13 protein-coding genes are annotated in these 17,058 nt (G+C 62.4%); 2 read left to right on the top strand and 11 right to left on the bottom strand.

Translation table 11 applies throughout. The features are described from left to right. Positions 1–10: 10 nt before the first annotated feature. From VEJ16_17260 to VEJ16_17240, 5 genes are all read right to left on the bottom strand, one after another. Positions 11–580 carry a hypothetical protein gene (locus VEJ16_17260; protein ID HYB11413.1) on the bottom strand — a complete coding sequence of 190 codons (570 nt, stop codon included), beginning with the start codon at positions 578–580 and terminating at the stop codon, positions 11–13. Further along, positions 577–1,167 (bottom strand): hypothetical protein, encoded by a 591-nt coding sequence (locus tag VEJ16_17255; protein HYB11412.1) that lies wholly within the window; start codon positions 1,165–1,167, stop codon positions 577–579. Before VEJ16_17255 ends, VEJ16_17260 begins: the two co-directional genes overlap by 4 nt. Next, positions 1,167–2,513 (bottom strand): glutamate--tRNA ligase, encoded by a 1,347-nt coding sequence (gltX, locus tag VEJ16_17250; protein HYB11411.1) that lies wholly within the window; start codon positions 2,511–2,513, stop codon positions 1,167–1,169. The genes VEJ16_17255 and gltX overlap by 1 nt, the downstream gene beginning before the upstream one ends. 10 nt (positions 2,514–2,523) lie before the next feature. After that, complete coding sequence (locus tag VEJ16_17245; protein ID HYB11410.1) at positions 2,524–4,179, bottom strand: NAD+ synthase; 1,656 nt, start codon at positions 4,177–4,179, stop codon at positions 2,524–2,526. A 126-nt stretch (positions 4,180–4,305) separates the two neighbouring features. Further along, complete coding sequence (locus VEJ16_17240) at positions 4,306–5,427, bottom strand: nicotinate phosphoribosyltransferase (GenBank protein ID HYB11409.1); 1,122 nt, start codon at positions 5,425–5,427, stop codon at positions 4,306–4,308. A gap of 391 nt (positions 5,428–5,818) precedes the next feature. Here VEJ16_17240 and VEJ16_17235 point away from each other — a divergent pair, with 391 nt between their 5' ends. Next, entirely contained in the window at positions 5,819–6,385 is a 567-nt protein-coding gene (locus tag VEJ16_17235) for an isoprenylcysteine carboxylmethyltransferase family protein (GenBank protein HYB11408.1), read from the top strand. Between the two features lie 40 nt (positions 6,386–6,425). On the opposite strand, the gene VEJ16_17230 is transcribed toward VEJ16_17235, so the two are convergent. From VEJ16_17230 to gabD, 3 genes are all read right to left on the bottom strand, one after another. Further along, entirely contained in the window at positions 6,426–7,808 is a 1,383-nt protein-coding gene (locus tag VEJ16_17230; GenBank protein ID HYB11407.1) for a 3-deoxy-7-phosphoheptulonate synthase class II, read from the bottom strand. A gap of 107 nt (positions 7,809–7,915) precedes the next feature. Beyond that, a complete protein-coding gene (gor, locus tag VEJ16_17225) occupies positions 7,916–9,292 on the bottom strand; it encodes a glutathione-disulfide reductase (GenBank protein ID HYB11406.1) in 1,377 nt (458 codons plus the stop codon). Between the two features lie 328 nt (positions 9,293–9,620). Next, entirely contained in the window at positions 9,621–11,072 is a 1,452-nt protein-coding gene (gabD, locus tag VEJ16_17220) for an NADP-dependent succinate-semialdehyde dehydrogenase (protein HYB11405.1), read from the bottom strand. 229 nt (positions 11,073–11,301) lie between these two features. Here gabD and VEJ16_17215 point away from each other — a divergent pair, with 229 nt between their 5' ends. Next, entirely contained in the window at positions 11,302–12,735 is a 1,434-nt protein-coding gene (locus VEJ16_17215) for an NAD-dependent succinate-semialdehyde dehydrogenase (protein ID HYB11404.1), read from the top strand. A gap of 72 nt (positions 12,736–12,807) precedes the next feature. Here the strand turns inward: VEJ16_17215 and VEJ16_17210 are convergent, their stop codons facing one another. The 3 genes from VEJ16_17210 to glmU are packed head-to-tail and all read right to left on the bottom strand — an operon-like array spanning position 12,808 to position 16,924. After that, positions 12,808–13,689 (bottom strand): VOC family protein, encoded by an 882-nt coding sequence (locus VEJ16_17210; GenBank protein ID HYB11403.1) that lies wholly within the window; start codon positions 13,687–13,689, stop codon positions 12,808–12,810. A 16-nt stretch (positions 13,690–13,705) separates the two neighbouring features. Next, positions 13,706–15,529: a glutamine--fructose-6-phosphate transaminase (isomerizing) gene (gene glmS, locus VEJ16_17205; protein HYB11402.1), complete on the bottom strand. Its 1,824-nt coding sequence runs from the start codon at positions 15,527–15,529 to the stop codon at positions 13,706–13,708. Positions 15,530–15,532: 3 nt separating this feature from the next. Then, positions 15,533–16,924, bottom strand: a complete 1,392-nt coding sequence (glmU, locus tag VEJ16_17200) for a bifunctional UDP-N-acetylglucosamine diphosphorylase/glucosamine-1-phosphate N-acetyltransferase GlmU (GenBank protein HYB11401.1) — start codon at positions 16,922–16,924, stop codon at positions 15,533–15,535. Positions 16,925–17,058: the final 134 nt, after the last annotated feature.

The raw sequence follows: 17,058 nt of genomic DNA, 5'->3' as shown, positions 1-17,058 counted from the left end.
GTCGATGCCGCTATTGCTCGACGATCCGAAACGAATCGAGAAAACGCATGATGCCAGGGCCTTGCTCGAATCCGGGGGACGTCAACACCATGAGCGTATATTGCCGATCGCCCAAGACGTAAACCCTGAGCTTCGCGATGCCGCCCGCTTGGCCGGCGGATTCGGGCAATTCCAGCGTTACGTCGCGCGCAGTACCCCCGCCGAACGCAAGCGCCTTTTCCTCGCGCACCTTGGCGCCATATTCCTTGACGAGCGTGTTGCGCGCAACGTCGATGACCTTCTCAGCACCCGCGCGCTGGACGGTTCCCGACGGGAAAACAAGATATGAAACGCTGAAAGTAACCGGCGTACGTTCCAGGACATATTGCCGAAACGTCGTTCCGCTAGGGTCCGTGTTGCGGCTGACGACATGCGGCGCGCCGGGCATGGTTACCACGAAATCGGCCTCAGGCATGCGGAATTCACGCCAGATATCCTGCCCGGACGCCGCAATACCGACGCAAAGCATCGCGAGGCTCGCCAAAATGGCGCACAATCCCGCGTGAGCGGAAATTCGCTCGACGGCATTTGGCCCGCTCATGGACCGAGAATCTTGAATGAGTTGTGAAAACGCAGCGTATCGCGGCTCTTTTCGCTACCGGGAGGGCCACCCGTGATCGTCTGATAGAGGCGGTCGTGCACCAGGTAAATGCGGTACATCTGCGTGTAGCCGACATCGTCGGCGAATATGATCTCGCGTCCAGGGTGCTTGTCGAGGGCGATGTGCCTGTCCACGAGGACCTTCACCGGCTGACCCGTCACCAGATTATTTCGCGCCTGATCGAGGATGCGTTGTGGATCTTTGTGGGCGAATGCGTTGGTCGCAAAGTCGTCGAAGCCCACGACATAAGTCGTGCCGCCTAGTTCGACCACGAATTCGTGGGAGATCACCGAGCCGGCACCGGGAGGGTCGGAACGCTCCGTAGGTGCGCTGGGGAAGAGTGCCGCGAACTTGCCGACATCCGAGCGATATTCGACCCACTTGTCGGCGGCCAGAGCGGGCGCCGATAAACAGCACACCATGCAGGCGGTTGCCACGATGCGTGGCGGCACGAAAGCCGCTGCCGCATCGGCACAGCATCTTAGCCAGGAACGTTTGCGCGTTGGCTGCATCTCGGCGATTGTCACTAAGCGGTCTCGCCAAGAAGTCGGGCCGCCGCCTTTCTCCGACCGATGAGCGGGAGAAGGTGGGCAAGCTCCGGACCGCGTTCCCGTCCGGTGAGCGCAAGACGCAAAGGATGGAAGAGCGCTTTCCCACTCCGTCCCGTCGATTGTTTGATTGCCGCCGTCCACGCCGGCCAGACGTCATGGTTCCACGGCTCGGGCGGAAGCAGACCCGCCGCCGTGCGCGCGAGGGCTGGGTCCTCGATGAGCGGTGCTATATCGCCATGAACGATGCGCCACCAGATCGCCGCATCGTCGAGACGCGACAGGTTGCCGCGCACGATCTCCCAAAACGCGCGGTCGACGCCGCGAAGTCCAAGGGCTTCGAGCCGGCCGGCCACGGCGTCGAAGGCCGTTATGTGCAGAAGACGAGCGTTCAGGCGATTAAGCTCCTCGACGTCGAATTTCGGTGTCGCACGGCTGAAATGGGAAAGGTCAAATTCGGCCACCAACTCGCCGAGCGTCTGACGCGGCTCGATCGCATCCGAGGTGCCGAGCTTCGCGAGCAGACTGTTGAGCGCCATCGGTTCGATGCCGCTCGTGCGGAATTCGGCCAGCGACATACTGCCGAGCCGCTTCGAGAAGCCGCCACCGCTCGCATCGGTGAGCAGCGGCAGATGCGCAAAGTGCAGCGCCCGCGCGTCCCCGCCTAGCGCTTCGAACAGCTCAATATGCGGCGCGGTGTTCGTGACATGATCCTCCCCGCGGATCACGTGCGTGATATCAAAGTCGAGGTCGTCGACAACGGAGGCGAACATGTAAAGCGGCCTGCCATCGGCGCGAACCAGCACGGGATCGGAGAAATGGCCCGGCTCGAATCGCACTTTGCCACGCACAAGATCGTCCCACTCGACGGGCCGGTCCGTAAGGCGGAAACGAAAATGGGGCAACCGCCCCTCGGCCTCGAGCTTGCGCTTTTGTTCATCGGAGAGTTTGAGTGCGGAGCGGTCGTAGACCGGCGGCAGGCGCCGGGAGAGCCGCATCTTGCGCATGATTTCGAGTTCTTCCGGCGTCTCGTAGCAGGGATAGAGGCGGCCCATCGCGGTGAGCTTTCGCGTTGCTTCGTGATAGCGGCCAAGCCGATCCGATTGGCGGGCAAACCGGTCCCATACGAGTCCAAGCCATGTGAGATCGCGCTCGATCGCCTCCTCGTAAGCGCGAGTTGACCGCTCCTCATCTGTGTCATCGATCCGCAAGAGGAATGTGCCGCCATGCTTGCGCGCGAAGAGCCAATTAACGAGTGCGGGACGGCCGTTGCCGACGTGGAGCCGGCCCGTGGGGCTCGGCGCTATTCGTACGGCGACCGTCATGCCCCCGAACCTAGCCCTTGAACCGATTGGTGATGGGGTAGCGCCGGTCGCGCCCGAAGGCGCGGCGTGTGAGTTTGACGCCGGGTGGGGCTTGCCGACGCTTGTATTCGGCCCGATCCAGCATCCGCCAGATCTTCATGACAGTTTCGCGGTCGAAGCCCTTTTCGACGATCGCCTCGGGGCGCATCTCGCGCTCGATCAGGCATTCGAGAACACCGTCGAGTATTTCATAAGGCGGCAGTGTATCCTGATCGAGCTGGTTGGCCTTGAGTTCCGCGGTCGGCGCCTTGGCGATGATGCGCTCCGGAATGACGCGTCCGGCGGGACCGAGTGCCCCCTCCGGATGCACCTGGTTGCGCCAGCGGGAAAGCGCGTAAACGGTCGTTTTGTAAACGTCCTTGAGCGCGTTGTAGCCGCCGCACATATCGCCATAAAGCGTTGCGTAGCCAACCGACATCTCCGACTTGTTGCCAGTCGACAGCAGCATGTGCCCCTTGGCGTTACTGAGGGCCATAAGCGTCAGCCCGCGCGCCCGGGGCTGAATGTTCTCGGCCGTAACGTTCGTCGGCTTGCCGCCGAGCGCCGGTGCCAGCATCGCATCGAACGCCTCCATCGCGGGTGCGATCGAGATCGTATCGAGCTCGCAGCCGAGTAGCCTCGCGAGGTCCTCCGCGTCCGCCATGCTATGGTCCGAGGTGAAGCGCGACGGCAGACGCACGCAATGCACACGCTTCGGCCCCAGGGCATCGGCCGCCACGACCGCTGTAATGGCGGAATCGATGCCGCCCGAAAGTCCGATGAGAACCCCGGGGAAGCCATTCTTGCCGACATAGTCGCGCACCCCGAGCATCATAGCCTGATAGATGGAATCGAGGCCGTTCGCCACCGTCTCGATCGGCCCTTCGACACACCGCCACTTCTCCCCATCGCGCCGCCAGCGCGTGGTGATGACTTGTTCGCGCCATGCCATGGCCTGCGCGGCAAGGCTCTTGTCCGCATTGACCACGAAACTGGCACCGTCGAAGACGAGTTCGTCCTGCCCGCCGACCTGATTCACGTAGACGAGCGGCAATCCTGTCTCGGCAATGCGGGTGAGTGCCAAATTGAGGCGCTCGTCGACTTTGTCGCTCTCGAAGGGGGAGCCGTTCGGCACGATCAGAATTTCGGCCCCCGACTCAGCGAGCGTTTCGCTCACCTCGGGGTACCACATGTCCTCGCAAATCATGAGTCCCAAACGCACACCCTTGAAGACGATCGGACCGGGCGGCGGAGCGGCTGCAAAGACGCGCTTTTCGTCGAAAACGCCGTAATTGGGGAGATCGTGCTTGAAACGTGTCCGGGATACCGCCCCGCCCTCGAGCAGCAATGCCGCATTGAAAAGCTTGCCGTGGCCTCGCCAAGGGGTACCGAGTATCAGGGCCGGACCGCCGTCGGCGGTCTCCTTGGCGAATGCGTTGACAGCCGACTCGATCGCGTCCTGGAACGCGGGCTTCAGCACGAGATCCTCGGGGGGGTACCCTGAGACCACCAGTTCGGATGCGACGACAATGTCAGCCTGCGACTTGGCCGCTTCCGCTCGCGCGGCACGGAGCTTGTCGATATTCCCGGCAATGTCCCCAACGGTCGGATTGAGCTGCGCCAGTGCAATGGAAAGGTTGTCGGTCATGCTCGGGTCAGGGGCTTTCGCGGCGCTGAGGCGACGTCGGGATGGACGCCCCTAAGCTATTGCGCCGCAACATTGAAGCTATGGCGGGGGACAGGGCATGTCAATGGGACCGGCCTTATGGCAACCCTACTTCTGGCGGAGGAGCCATTCGCGCCCCACCTTGACCCGGGCGACGCCGTCATAGGCCACGATATCGGCCGTTGCGTAGGTCTCGCTCCAGCTCTCGGGCAAGTAGGAGCCAGTGCCGATCGCATCGATTGGGGCGCGCGCCTCTGCCATCACCTTGCACTTTGCCGGGCTGAAGCCCGACGAGGCGACAAGCTTCACCTTGTCGAATCCGGCCTCGTTGAGCCGCTCCCGCACGTGCCAGATTGCCGCCGCGGATACGCCTGGCCCGATCAGATAGCGCAGCTCCGTATCGGTGCGGTATCCACGAATGGCGTCAGGCGCGTTTCGCTCGATGGCCGCATAAGAACCGGGCGGATCGAGGAATTCAACAAAGCGTCCGCCCGGCGTGTCGAGCCGGATCGAAAGGTCGCCACGCGCCGCAAGGTCGGGAAAGCGGCGACAGACGGCGAGGGAATCCGTGACCTCTTGGCCGAAATAATCGACCAGCACCGTAAGCGGCATCGCCGGGTTGGCTTCGCGGAACATTTCGGCTGCACGTACCGTCGAGCCCGCATAGCCGATGAGTGCATGGGGCATGGTGCCGAGTCCGTGACTTTGCCCGAAAAAATGCGCCGTCGCGTCGGTCGCGTTGCCGACGAACCCTTTGGCGCCCACCTTGCGCCGCGCACGCGCCGATCCGACCGCCGCGGCATAGGCCATCATCTCCGCCATTTCACCGCCGGCGCAATGGCGCGCATCGAAGGCAAGGAAGGCAACCTCTGGCAAGTCCGCGCACATGGTGAATGCGTTGTAGGCGGCGACACAGGGCGAGCCGATCTTCTGGAGATAGATCGTCTCGAGATCGACCAGGTGATAAAGCGGCCCCGAAAGATAGATGAGCGGCTCGCCCGCCCCCACCCATTTGCCTTCAGGGTATTTAAGTTCGATATCGAACTTGGTTTGCCGACTTTCCGCCACCGCCTCGAGCCACTCAATCGCAAGGCGGGGTGCCGATATCACCGGACGGCGCATGAATATCGCGTAGGTCGCGCGCGTGTCGCCGAACTTTCCGACGACTTCCTTCGAGCGGTTGAAGTACGCGTCGGTCAGGTGCGCAATGTCATCGATCTTCGGGTTCATCGCCCTACAGCAGGTCCCATTGCCACGGCCGCCACACTAGGGGGGTGCGCGAGAGTCGGTCAAGCCCACATTTGTTACGAATCCCTCATGTGGCGAATCCAAAACTCGCTCACGGTCCCGCACGCAGCTGTGCCGAATTTCGGATTCGCCACACGAGGGTCCAACAGTTGATTCCGATCCTCTCCACTCATCAAGCCACGAGCGTTGAAAGGCGTGGATGCCCGGGTCAAGCCCGGGCATGACGGTTTTGAGGTATTATGCGCAGAGTGCTGAATCGCTGCCGAAGCGCCAAAATCCAAGCCGGATTGCCCAAGACTTCTCCATTCGTCATGCCTTCTCCAGTCGTCATGCCCAGGCTTGACCCGGGCATCCACATCGGGGGCGAACATTCATGGCAAGGTATTTCGGGGCACTCACGCTCGTTCTATTGCTCGGCATGGTGCTCGTTCGCGTCCGGCTGATGAAAAGGCGTGGAATAAAGGCGTTGAAATTCGGCGTCATCGACAAGAAGGATTTCTTGATCCTGCCGTTCGCACTTTTCTATTTCTATGTCGTCTTCGCGGCGGCATTCGGTTTCGCTGGCATCGGTTCGCACGCCTTCTTCAATTCCTCCGCCGTATCGTGGCTCGGCGTGTTGTTCTGTGCAGTGGGGCTGTCGGCATTATTCTTGAGCCTCGTTTCGTTCGGGCGGAGCTTCCGTGTCGGGATCGACACGGACCGCCCCGACAGACTCGTTACGACCGGAATCTTCGCATTCAGCCGCAATCCGATCTATGTGGCCTTCGCCATCGTCTTGATCGGCGAATTCCTGATCTTCGCGAATTGGATACTTTTGACCTATGCGGGCGGAGCCTTTTGGCTGTTCCACCGGCAGGTCTTGCGCGAGGAAGCGTATCTCGCGCAGCAATACGGCCAAGAATACTTGGCGTACCGCAAGCGCGTGCGACGGTACTTGTAGCGAGCCGCTTGACTTCGTCGAACCGCCTTCGACGCCGACGTTAAGACGCCGCCGCGATACGGTCCGGCCGACCTTGGCGGAGCGCTTTCAGTTCTTCGGCGATAAGGAAAGCAAGCTCGAGCGCCTGGGTGGCGTTAAGACGCGGGTCGCAGTGCGTGTGATAGCGATCCGCAAGCTGAGTCTCATCGATCGCCTGGGCGCCGCCAATGCACTCGGTGACCTCCTGGCCCGTCATCTCGAAATGAACCCCGCCGGCATAAGTTCCCTCGCCCTGGTGAACGCCGAAGAAGCGCCGTACCTCGAGCAGGATGCGGTCGAAGGCCCGGGTCTTGAAGCCGTTTCCGGTCTTGACCGTATTTCCGTGCATGGGATCGCACGCCCACAGAACTTTGCGGCCCTCGCGTCCCACCGCCCGGATAAGCACCGGCAGCTTGCTCTCAACTTGATCGGCACCCATTCTTGAGATCAGGGTCAGTCGGCCGGGCTCGTTCGCGGGATTGAGGATGTCGATGAGGCGCAGAAGTTCATCCGCCTGCATCGACGGTCCGCATTTGAGGCCGAGCGGATTCTTCACACCGCGCAGGAATTCGACGTGAGCGCCGTCGTGCTGGCGCGTACGGTCGCCAATCCAAACCAAGTGCGCCGAGCAATCGTACCAATCGCCCGTCAAGCTGTCCTGACGGGTCAGGGCACGCTCATAAGGCAGGAGAAGGGCTTCGTGCGACGTATAGAACGCAACCTCGCGCACGCTCGGCGATGTGTCCGACGTAAGCCCGCACGCCTCCATGAAGGCGAGCGCTTCCGAGATTCGGTCGGCCAACTCCCGGTACCGCGTTCCAGCGTTGCTGGAGCCGACGAAGTCGAGCGTCCAGCGGTGGACCTTGTGGAGATCCGCGAAGCCGCCAAGGGCAAAGGCGCGCAGCAGGTTCAAGGTCGCGGCGGATTGATTGTAGGCCTGCACCATGCGCGCCGGGTCGGGCCGGCGCGCCGCGGCGTCGAACTCGATGCCGTTGATAATGTCGCCGCGATAGCTCGGCAACGACACGCCATTCTTCGTTTCGCTCTCATCCGAGCGGGGCTTTGCGAATTGCCCCGCCATGCGGCCGACCTTGACCACCGGAAGTGCGGCGCCATAGGTCAGGACCACCGCCATCTGGAGGAACACCTTGAAGCTGTCGCGGATGTTGTTCGCCGAAAACTCGGCGAAGCTCTCGGCGCAATCGCCGCCCTGGAGCAGGAAGGATTTGCCTTCGACGATGCGCGCGAGCTCGGCCTTGAGGTTGCGCGCTTCGCCCGCGAAGACGAGCGGGGGAAACTTGGCGAGCTGCACTTCGGCGCGTTGGAGGGCCGCCGGGTCCTCGTAGACCGGTGCCTGACGGGCGGGTTTGGCGCGCCAGCTATCTGGCGTCCATGGAGCTGCCATGTTCGCGTCCTTCGATGTCGCGGGCCGGAAAGACCATGCTATACGACGAACGGTGCGCAATTTCCAGGTGATTCAGGCGTGGGGCCGAGGCCCGGCCGCACCGGGCTTTACTCCGCCGCTTTCTGCTCGGGTTCTTGCACGGCCTTGCGCATGGTGACGAACTCCTCGGCCGACGTCGGATGGATGCCAAGCGTGCGGTCGAAGTCACGCTTGGTCGCCCCCGCCTTGACGGCCACGGCCAGGCCCTGCACGATCTCGGACGCCCCTTCCCCGACCATGTGAACGCCCACGACCCTGTCGGTCTCCCCATCGACCACGAGCTTCATCATGGCGCGCTCGTTGCGGCCGGACAGGGTGTGTTTCAAAGGCCGGAAGCTCGTGCGGAAGATCCGGACCGCGCGAAGGCGTTCTCGCGCCGTTTCTTCGGACAGCCCGACGACCGCCAATTCCGGCTGGCTGAAGACGGCGTGGGGAACGTTGGCGTGATCGGGCTTCGTCGGCGCCTTGCCAAATACCGTGTCGGCAAAGGCGTGTCCTTCGGCGATCGCGACCGGCGTGAGGTTGATCCGGTTGGTGACGTCGCCGACCGCGTAGATGTTGGCGGCACTCGTGCGCGAATAGTCGTCGACGACAACGGCGCCGTGATCGTCCAACTCGACGCCGGCTTTGTCGAGGCCGACACCGCTCGTGTGCGGAGCGCGGCCGGTCGCGAACATCACGCAGTCGACCTCGATTGCGTCACCGCTCGCGAGCGTGGCGTGAAGGGTCGAGCCGATTTTTTCGATCCGCGAGATTTCGACGTTGAAACGAAGATCGATGTTCTTTTTTCGCACCTCGTCGGCGAGATGCGCGCGAACATCCCGATCGAACCCGCGCAGGAAGAGGGGACCGCGATAAAGCTGCGTGACCCGGCTTCCCAAGCCGTTGAAAATTCCGGCGAACTCGCACGCGATGTAGCCGCCACCGACGATTGCGACACGCGCGGGCAAGGATGTGAGGAAGAATGCCTCGTTCGAGCTGATTGCGTGCTCAACACCCGGGATCGACGGCATCGTGGGCCAGCCGCCGATTGCGAGAAGGATCGTTTCAGCGCTGACCCGGCGGCCGGCAATCTCAACCGTGTGCGCATCGAGGAGTTGCGCGCGCGCAGTGAATATCTTGACGCCTGCGTCCTCGAGCAATTTCCTGTAGATGCCGTTGAGGCGCGCGATTTCCTTGTTCTTGTTAGCGATCAGCGCCGCCCAATCGAAGCGCTGCTCGCCGAGCGCCCAACCGAAGCCGGCGGCGTCCTCGAAGTGCTCATGGAAGTGGCTTGCATAGACAAGGAGCTTCTTGGGCACGCAGCCGACATTGACGCACGTGCCGCCAAGATAACGTTCCTCCGCAAGAGCCACTTTGGCGCCATAACCCGCTGCGATCCGGCCTGCCCGAACCCCGCCCGATCCGCCGCCGATCACGAAAAGATCGTAATCGTATTTCGTCATTGTTTCAGCCTTTCAACCCTATGATTCGACGTCCGTGCGTGACGCCAAACGACGAGGGTTTATTCTTGAGGCGGCGAGGGGAAGTCTCGCGCGCCACGCAAAATTCCTAGGTCTGCAATACCTCTGGTTAATCGGATTGGAAGTCCCTGAGATTAGCGTCAGCGAGGTAGTTCCCGATTGCGCCAAGGTCAATGCGAGCGTGCGGCCGCAGAACGACCGAGGTCGTCTTATCGTTTAAATCGTCTTCGGTTCACGCAGCGCCCCTCGAGGGACGTCGTTTTCCTCGAGCAATCGCAGCGCTGCGCGTCCTACCGCCCGGTTCGTTTGCTCAAATGCCTCCCATGCAGAGGTATTTGATCTCAAGGAACTCGTCGAGGCCGTATTTGGAGCCTTCGCGGCCGAGGCCCGACTCCTTGACGCCGCCGAAGGGAGCCACTTCGGTCGAAATGATGCCCGTGTTAATCCCGACGATCCCGTAATCGAGTGCTTCGGCAACGCGCCAGATGCGGCCGATGTCGCGGCCGTAAAAATAGCTCGCGAGCCCGAATTCCGTGTCGTTGGCCATCCGAACCGCCTCGCCCTCGTTCTTGAAACGGAAGAGTGGCGCTACGGGCCCGAATGTTTCCTCGCGCGCTACCGCCATGTCTGGCTTCACGTCCGCGAGCACGGTCGGCTCGAAGAAGGTGCCGCCTTTCGAATGGCGCTTTCCCCCGACGACGACACGAGCACCCTTTTTGACCGCGTCCTTGATGTGCGATTCGACCTTTTCGACGGCCTTCATATCGATGAGCGGGCCCTGGTTGATGCCCTCTTCGAGCCCATTGCCGACCCGCAGGCCGGTCACAGCCTGGGCGAGTTTGGCCGAGAACTCCTCATAGACCTTGTCCTGCACGAGAAGGCGATTGGCGCAGACGCAAGTCTGGCCCGTGTTGCGATACTTGGAGGCGATCGCACCCTCGACGGCCGCGTCGAGGTCGGCATCGTCGAACACGATGAAGGGTGCGTTTCCGCCAAGCTCGAGGGAAATCTTTTTCACCGTGCCGGCGCATTGTCCCATCAAGAGCTTGCCGATCTCCGTCGATCCGGTGAAGGACAGCTTGCGCACGATCGGGTTCGAGGTCATCTCCCCGCCGATCGCCGTTGCACCTCCGGTCACCACGCTGAAGACACCTTTGGGAATTCCCGCACGCTCGGCAAGCTCACAGAGGGCGATGGCCGAATAGGGCGTCTGTGTCGCGGGCTTGACGACCATCGTGCACCCGGCAGCCAAGGCGGGCCCCGCCTTGCGCGTGATCATCGCCGAAGGAAAATTCCACGGCGTGATCGCTGCGGTCACGCCCACGGGTTGCTTGATCACGACGATGCGCTTGTCCGCCATGTGCCCGGGGATGGTGTCGCCATAGGCACGCTTGCCCTCCTCCGCAAACCACTCGATGAAGGCCGCGGCGTATGCGATCTCGCCTTTCGATTCCGTGAGCGGCTTGCCCTGTTCCGCCGTCATCAGGACAGCGAGGTCATCGGTATTCTCGATCATGAGATCCGCCAATTTGCGCAGGGTTTTCGCACGCTCCTTGGCGGTCTTGGCGCGCCAGGCAGGAAACGCCCTTTCCGCCGCCTCAATCGCGCGGCGCGTCTCATCCGCACCCATGCGAGGGACGGTGCCCAATATTTCGCCGGTTGCCGGATTGTTGACCTGAACGGTTTGGCCGCCGTCGGCGTCGACCCAGGCGCCGTCGATGTAGCACTTCTGCCGGAACAGGCTCTTGTCCTTGAGCTGCATGGCGCTTCTCCCTTGGATTTCACGTCGTTCGGACCGAGTATAGGGGGGCTTGGCGCGCTTGTTAACCCTATCCCAAGACCCGCCGATCCCTCGATCCGATCAATCACGAATTCATGACCCCTATGCGACGGCGTTGGCGATAATGGGCTTGAATTCCCGGAAACGGGACCTTATGCCAAACACCATCCGCGCGTATTGAGCGCCACCGAAAAAGCCGCAAGGAGGAGCTATGTATCCCGACGTATCGCTATTCATTGACGGTGCCTGGAGCCAGGGTGCCGAAGGACGCACCATTACGGTCTTGAACCCCGCCACCGCGGAGCCGGTCGGCAAGGTGGCGCATGCGGAAAAAACCGATCTCGATCGGGCGCTTGCCGCCGCCGCCAAGGCATTCAAGACGTGGAGCAAGGTCTCCGCCTTCGACCGATACAAGATCTTGCGCAAGGCCGCTGAAAACCTGCGCGCGCGCGCCGACACGGTCGCCAAGATCATGACGCTCGAACAAGGCAAGCCGGTCGCTCAGGCGAAGCTCGAGGTGTTGGCCGGCGCCGACACCATCGACTGGTTCGCCGAGGAAGGCCGACGCGCCTACGGCCGCGTGATTCCGGCGCGTGCCGATGGCATTTATCAGATCGTCGTGAAGGAGCCGGTCGGCCCGGTCGCGGCCTTTACACCATGGAACTTCCCGGTCAATCAGGCCGTGCGCAAGATTTCGGCCGCCCTCACGACGGGCTGCACGATCATCATCAAGGGACCGGAGGAAACCCCCGGCTCTTGTGCGGAGCTCGTGCGATGCTACGCCGACGCGGGCGTTCCGGCCGGTGCCGTCAATCTCGTTTACGGCGTGCCCGCGGAGATTTCGGAATATCTCATCCCCCATCCCGTCATCCGCAAGATTTCGTTCACCGGCTCGACGGCCGTGGGCAAGCATCTTGCCATGCTGGCTGGCAAATACATGAAGCGCGTCACAATGGAACTTGGCGGGCACGCGCCGGCGATCGTCTTCGACGACGCGGATGTCGACGTTGCGGCCAAAATACTTTCCGCGAACAAATACCGGAATGCCGGGCAGGTCTGCATCTCGCCGACGCGCTTCCTCGTGCAGGAGCCGGTTTACCAGACCTTCGTCGACAAGTTCGTCACCTACGCCAAGTCGCTCAAGGTTGGCGACGGCCTCGACGAGAAGACCCAGATGGGACCGCTCGCCAACGGTCGCCGGGTGGAAGCCATGGAGATGTTCGTCTCCGATGCTGCGTCCAAGGGGGCAAAGGTGCGCACCGGCGGCAAGCGCATTGGCAATAAGGGTTTCTTCTTCGAACCCACGGTGCTGACCGACGTGCCCCAGGACGCGCGGATCATGAACGAAGAGCCGTTCGGCCCGGTCGCGGTGATCGCACCCTTCAAGACGTTCGAGGGTGTCGTCGCGGAAGCGAACCGCCTGCCCTACGGCCTCGCGTCCTACGCCTATACCAAGTCGGCCAAAACGGCGGCGGCAATCGGAAGTGCGATCGAGAGCGGAATGGTCTCGATCAATCATCATGGCCTTGCACTCCCGGAAACGCCATTTGGCGGCGTCAAGGACTCGGGCTACGGCTCGGAGGGCGGATCGGAGGCGATTGAGGCTTACCTCAATACCAAGTTCATCAGCCAAGCGGGGATTTGATCGATCCCCGCAGGGCTCAGCTCCTTGGTGACGAAATCCCCTGTCCGGATGCCCGGGCAGGGGTTTTTTCGCTCACGCCGTTGCACGTGTTTCGAATTCGATGACGACACCGTAGGCGTGTTCGGCCGAAATCTGCAGCCGTCCGTCTTTGCGCCGATGCGGTATGCCCCTCTCCTGCAGCAGCGCCTCGACGGCCGATAGGTCCTCGATGCCAATGGTAAAGGCGGCGAAGCGTGGGCCTTCGCCATTCCCGAAGGACCCACTCGTCGGATAGTCGGCACGAAAGTGCGCGGGAGTCAGGACTGTGATCTCGCCGCGCGGCAGTGCGATGCGAAGCGCCTCGCCCCCGCCGGTCACGGCGGGTGGTTCCGTAAGGCGTGAAAAGAATTCCGCCAATTCAGCCGGCCGATCCGCGGCCATGACGACCCGCTTGATCGCGTCGGCGCCGTTTGCGTGCCTTTGATATTCCGGCTTCCAGAAATGCTGTGGTGCATGTTGCTGGCAGACGAAGAAGGCGGCGTTCGGCATTTGCGCATGGGTCACGAACGCGAGCGAGAACGCGACCGTAACTTCTTGCCCATCGGGTAGGCGCGCGGTTCGGGAGAAATCGAAAGGCTCGTACGTGTCGAGATCGCGCTGCACGAACTCGGCATGATCGCGCCGCGCGTCTGAACTCGCGAAGACGAGCATCGACATGCCTTCGGTGCGTTCGAGATAGGCCGCGTTGAAAGCACCGAAACTGAATTGCCCCTTCCGCGCCTGCGGGATTTGCCTTGGATCGGCGACCGAGAGGAGTTCGAGAAAATTACGACCCTTGAACTGGACGAGGCGGTTCGCCGTGCCGAAAGGGTGTCGCGCGCGCGGCGTGAGCGTGAAGCCCAGCCGCTCATAGAAGGCGCCGGCGCGCTCAAGGTCCCTTACGCAAACGACCAAGTGATCGATCGGATGGTTCACGTTAGAGCACCCTTCACTACTCGACCGTGACGCTCTTCGCCAGGTTTCGCGGCTGGTCCACGTCCGTCCCTTTGATGACGGCGGCATGATAGGCGAGGAGCTGAACCGGGATGGCATAAAGGATCGGCGCCACAAAAGGATCGACATCTGGCAGCTCGATCGTCGCCGCAGCCTTGCCACCGAGCTTCCTGAGGCCCTCGCGGTCGGAGAGGAAAATCACCTTGCCGCCGCGCGCAATCGCCTCTTGCATATTGCTTGCGGTCTTTTCGAAGAGCGCGTCGGAAGGTGCAATCACGATAATCGGCACGCCGTCGTCGATAAGGGCAATCGGCCCATGCTTCATTTCGCCCGCTGCGTAACCTTCGGCATGGATGTAGGAAATCTCCTTGAGCTTCAGTGCCCCTTCGAGTGCGATGGGGTAGCCCGTGCCGCGGCCGAGATAAAGCACGTCGCGCGCGGTAGAAATCGACTTGGCAAGTTCGCGTATCCGCTCGTCATGGTTCAGCACTTCGGCGGCACGCGCCGGCACTTCCATGAGTGCTGTCACGAGCTGACGCTCTCGCTTGGCATCGATGGCGCCACGCGCGCGCGCCGCCGCGACCGCCATGCATGCGAGCACTGTGAGCTGCGTCGTAAAAGCCTTGGTCGAGGCCACGCCGATCTCGGGACCGGCAAGCGTTTGAAGCACCGAATCCGATGCCCGCGCGATCGAGCTTTCGGGCACATTGACGATCGAGACGATTTTCTGGCTATGCTCGCGCGCATATTTGAGGGCAGCCATCGTGTCGGCGGTCTCGCCCGACTGAGAAATGAAGAGAGCAGCCCCTTCCTTCGCCATCGGCGCCTCGCGGTAGCGGAACTCGGACGCAATATCGGCCTCGACCGGGATGCGCGAGAGCTGTTCGAACCAATATTTGCCGACGAGACCCGCATAAAACGCCGTACCGCATGCCGAGATCGTCAGCTTGCTCACCGTCGCGAAGTCGAACGGGACGGTCGGCAAGGCGACGGAAAGTGTCGTCGGGTTGACCATCGTCCGGAGCGTGTCGCCGATCACCGAAGGCTGATCGTAGATCTCCTTGAGCATAAAGTGGCCGAAATTGCCTTTGCCGGTCAGCGCACCGGACATCCTGGTCTGCTTGACCGCGCGCTCGACGACACGACCGGACTCATCGTGCATGACGGCGCGGTTGTCGCCGACCTCGACCCAATCGCCGTCCTCGAGATAGCCGATGCGGTCCGTGAAGGGAGCGAGAGCCGACGCGTCGGAGCCGAGGTACATCTCGCCATCGCCGTGTCCGACCGCAAGTGGGGCGCCGCGCCGCGCGCCGATCAGAAGATCCCGCCGCCCGGCGAACATGATCACGAGCGCGAACGCGCCATGCAGCCGAGGCATGGCCTTCGCCATCGCGTCCGCGGGTGAAAGGCCGTCATCGAGATAGGCGGTCAGAAGCTGGGCGACCGATTCGGTATCGGTGTCCGTTACGAATTTGCGACCGCGCGCCGCCAGCTCGTCCCGCAGCTCCTGAAAATTCTCGATGATGCCGTTATGCACGACGGCAACGCGGTTCGTCGCAATCGGGTGCGCGTTGTTCTCGATGGGCGCACCATGCGTCGCCCAGCGTGTGTGCCCGATGCCCGTGGTCCCCACAAGCGGGCGCTCCCTGAGGCGTGCATCGAGATTGCCGAGCTTTCCTTCAGCACGGACACGCTCGATCTCGCCGTCTTTCAGCGTCGCAATGCCCGCGGAGTCATAGCCGCGATATTCGAGACGCTTGAGCGCCGCCATCAAGCGGGGGGCCGCCGATTCCTTTCCGACGATACCGATGATTCCGCACATTCCCTATCTGCTCCTGCTATCCCGTTTGGTCTTCTTCTTCGCACTTTCCTTCCCGGCGGACTCGGCCTCCTTCTGTGCTCGAAAATTCGCCGCCCAGTTCGGCACCTCGCCTTGGCGAGCGCGCTCGAGCGCCAACGCATCCGGCGCCACGTCTCGCGTGATCACGCTGCCGGCCCCGACGATGGCGCCGCGGCCGATCTTCACGGGTGCCACGAGTGCCGCATTCGAGCCGATGAAGGCGCCGGCACCGATATCGGTTTCGTATTTCGAAAAGCCGTCGTAGTTGCAGGTGATCGTGCCCGCACCCACGTTCGCACCCGCACCCACGCGTGCGTCGCCGAGATAGGTCAGATGATTGGCCTTCGCACCCTCGCCGATCTTCGCGTTCTTTACTTCGACGAAGTTGCCGATATGGGCATTCTCGCCGATCGCGGCACCGGGGCGAAGCCGTGCGAACGGGCCGATCACGGCGCCCGATTCGATGTGAGCGCCTTCGATGTGACAGAAGGCCCGAATCTCGACGTGGTCGGCGACGACGACGCCGGGCCCAAAGACGACATTCGGGCCGATCGAGACATCCTGGCCGAGCCTCGTGTCGTGGCTGAGCCAAACCGTCTCAGGGGCGGTCATGCTCGCACCGTTCGCCATGGCGTGCGCGCGCAGCTTTCGCTGCACAGTCGCCTCCGCTGCGGCGAGCTCGGCGCGGGAATTGATCCCAAGAAGCTCCTCGGTGGGCGCCTCGACATAGGCGCAGGCCAAGCCCTCGGCCCGCGCCAAGCCCACGGCGTCGGTCAGATAATATTCCTTTTTGGCGTTCGAATTGCCGATGCGGCCGAGAAGGCTCGCGATCCGCGCGCCGTCGAACGACATGACGCCCGAGTTGCACAGCGTGATCGCGCGCTCCCCCGCATTGGCATCTCGAAACTCGACGATCCGCTCAAGGGCGCCGTCGGCCTTGATCACAAGCCGGCCATATTCGGCGGGATCGGCGGGACGGAAGCCGAGCACGACGACAGCCGGATAGGGTGGTGCTCGTCGTACTGCAAGGAGCCGTTCGAGCGATTCCTGTGTGATGAGAGGGCTATCGGCATAGAGCACGAGGACGTCGCCGGCAAATCCGCGCAACGTATCGATTGCGGCGAGTGCCGCATGAGCGGTGCCGAGCTGTTCGTGCTGAGTGATGGCCGGATGAGGGGCCACCGCCGCCGCAACGTCGTTCATGTCCGGTCCGATCACAACCGCGATCCGCGCAGGGTTGAGCCGCTCGACCGTTGAAAGGAGATGACGCACCATCGGCTGACCCGCAATCGGGTGCAGCACCTTCGGACAAGCAGATTTCATGCGGGTCCCCTTGCCTGCGGCAAGGATCACGGCGGCGATATTTGCCTTGGTCATCTCACTCCATTTGGGCTAAAGCCTGACGCCGACCGAACGCCCGATCGATCGGATGCGCGCGGGACGAGATCGAACAACGACAAAGGCTGCCACGCCCGAGCCCCTACCCCACGCGAAACTGCCATAGACCCTGG

This window comes from Alphaproteobacteria bacterium (assembly GCA_035625915.1).
In the GTDB taxonomy this organism is placed as follows: Bacteria; Pseudomonadota; Alphaproteobacteria; order JACZXZ01; family JACZXZ01; genus DATDHA01.
This window is presented reverse-complemented; position numbering and strand designations above follow the sequence as displayed.

Excerpts from the sequence above, each read along its gene's own strand:
- VEJ16_17260 (HYB11413.1), bottom strand. The coding sequence starts at position 580 with ATGAGCGGGCCAAATGCCGTCGAGCGAATTTCCGCTCACGCGGGATTG.
- gltX (HYB11411.1), bottom strand. The coding sequence starts at position 2,513 with ATGACGGTCGCCGTACGAATAGCGCCGAGCCCCACGGGCCGGCTCCAC.
- VEJ16_17245 (HYB11410.1), bottom strand. The coding sequence starts at position 4,179 with ATGACCGACAACCTTTCCATTGCACTGGCGCAGCTCAATCCGACCGTT.
- VEJ16_17240 (HYB11409.1), bottom strand. The coding sequence starts at position 5,427 with ATGAACCCGAAGATCGATGACATTGCGCACCTGACCGACGCGTACTTC.
- VEJ16_17235 (HYB11408.1), top strand. The coding sequence starts at position 5,819 with ATGGCAAGGTATTTCGGGGCACTCACGCTCGTTCTATTGCTCGGCATG.
- VEJ16_17230 (HYB11407.1), bottom strand. The coding sequence starts at position 7,808 with ATGGCAGCTCCATGGACGCCAGATAGCTGGCGCGCCAAACCCGCCCGT.
- gor (HYB11406.1), bottom strand. The coding sequence starts at position 9,292 with ATGACGAAATACGATTACGATCTTTTCGTGATCGGCGGCGGATCGGGC.
- gabD (HYB11405.1), bottom strand. The coding sequence starts at position 11,072 with ATGCAGCTCAAGGACAAGAGCCTGTTCCGGCAGAAGTGCTACATCGAC.
- VEJ16_17215 (HYB11404.1), top strand. The coding sequence starts at position 11,302 with ATGTATCCCGACGTATCGCTATTCATTGACGGTGCCTGGAGCCAGGGT.
- glmS (HYB11402.1), bottom strand. The coding sequence starts at position 15,529 with ATGTGCGGAATCATCGGTATCGTCGGAAAGGAATCGGCGGCCCCCCGC.
- glmU (HYB11401.1), bottom strand. The coding sequence starts at position 16,924 with ATGACCAAGGCAAATATCGCCGCCGTGATCCTTGCCGCAGGCAAGGGG.